Annotated in this window: 1 protein-coding gene; it reads right to left on the bottom strand. The window is 49.1% G+C overall.

Annotated features, from left to right (window positions below):
* Positions 1-29: 29 nt before the first annotated feature.
* On the bottom strand, positions 30-1,775 hold the full coding sequence (locus tag R7E47_RS24085; protein WP_015297432.1) for a potassium/proton antiporter: 1,746 nt from the start codon (positions 1,773-1,775) through the stop codon (positions 30-32).
* Positions 1,776-1,912 lie beyond the last annotated feature (137 nt).

Genomic DNA, 1,912 nt, shown 5'->3' with positions numbered 1-1,912 from the left:
TCATGTTAACGGAAATGAATGATTAGGACTTAGTCCTCCTCTTCCCCTTCCTCTTCTTCATTGGGTAAACGTAAACCAACCTTAGTCACTTGGTGATCCACCACGTCCGCGATTACCCATTGCAATCCTTGCCATTCAAACTGGTCGCCCAAAACAGGCGTGCTACCCAGCTGTTCTTCAACAATATTGCTCAAGGTTTTATCTTGCAGTTCATCGCCCAAATTCAAACCGTACATCATCGCCACGTCGGCCAGCTTCACTTCAATATCTAAGAAGAAATCACCAAAGAAACGAGTCAGAGAGGCTTTCTCCGGCGCTTCACTGAACAACAAGCTCAGTGCAGCTAAGTCTTTCTCTTGAGCCAATACACATAGGGTATCGTCTTCTTCCAACCTAGTACTGCCCGATGGGTGAAGCAGTTCTTGATTACGGAAAACAGCCGCAATGCGCGTGCCCTCAGGCATCGACAAACTGCGCAGCGGTTCGCCAATGCACCATTTATCCGCTTTCAATCGGTAGATAAACAGTTCCCACTCACTGGTTGGGTAAATCTCCACACCAGTGCGAGAGATTGGCTCAGGCTTTGGTGGCAACTCAACCTTGGCAAGCGACATCGCTTTGGTCAGCGTACCGCCCTGAACGATCAGCGATACCATCACCACGAAGAAGGCCAAGTTGAAGTACAGCTGCGCGTCTGGCAAACCAGCCATCATAGGGAATACCGCAAGAATGATTGGCACCGCACCGCGCAAACCAACCCAAGAGACAAACCACTTTTCACGTGGCGTGAAGCTCTTAAATGGCAGCAGTCCAATCCACACGGAAATAGGACGGGCAAACAAAATCATACCAAACGCAAGCGCCAAGCCTGGCACCGCAATACTCAGCAAGTTCGACGGCGTAACCAACAAACCAAGCACGAGGAACATGCCAATTTGCGCTAGCCACGTCATACCATCTAATACATGCAGAATCGAATGCCGGCTGCGCGTTGGACGGTTACCCAGCAATAAACCCACGAGGTAAATCGACAAAATACCGCTGCCGCCTAACGAGTTCGACAACGCGAAAATGATCAAGCCGCCGCTGACGGTCAAAATCGAGTACAAGCCATCCGGCAGTTGATTGCGATTGATGACTTTCCACAAGACCCAGCCACCAGCAAAACCAAGAAGCGCACCGATACCAAACTGCTTAACAAAACTGAGCGCTAAAAAGCCGGCGCTTAACTCCGTTCCCGTACTAGAAAGAATCGCAATTAACGTAACGGTCAAGAACACCGCCATTGGGTCGTTGGTGCCCGATTCAATTTCTAACGTCGAGCCAACACGTTCGTTCAGACTGCGCCCTTTCAATAAAGAGAAGACCGCGGCCGCATCCGTTGAACCGACAATCGCGCCAACCAAGATACCTTGCAATAAATCCAAATCGAACAGCCAGGTCGCCATCAAGCCAGTTAACAATGTCGTGATGGCTACGCCTATGGTTGCCAACGACACCGAAGGCCACAAGGCGACCCGAAAACTGGCGACTCGCGTTCGCATCCCGCCATCCAAAAGAATGATGGCGAGCGCTAAGTTACTGACTAAATAAGCGATGGAATAATTATCAAATAAGATTCCGCCAAGGCCATCTTCCCCAGCCAACATACCTACCGCAAGAAATACGAGAAGGATTGGAATCCCCAATTTTGAGGACACGGGGCTTAAAAGAACGCTCAGTGCAATCAGTAATGCACCAATCAGAAAAAAGCTGTTAATGGTGTCTGCGTCCATTCTCACCCTCCCTAAATGAAAAGCTACAAACAATCTCAACGAGTAAGCATATAAGTTCCTAAATCACCTCAACTTTAAGATGTAAGCGTGATGAGTTAAGCACAGGCTTTATTGTGCCTCAAAACCGTGCTCCGGTA

It is taken from the genome of Vibrio sp. Vb1026 (assembly GCF_033338745.1).
GTDB classification, from domain to species: Bacteria; Pseudomonadota; Gammaproteobacteria; order Enterobacterales; family Vibrionaceae; genus Vibrio; species Vibrio alginolyticus.
The sequence above is the reverse complement of the archived record's forward strand: the minus strand, read 5'-3'. Positions and strand labels throughout refer to the sequence as shown.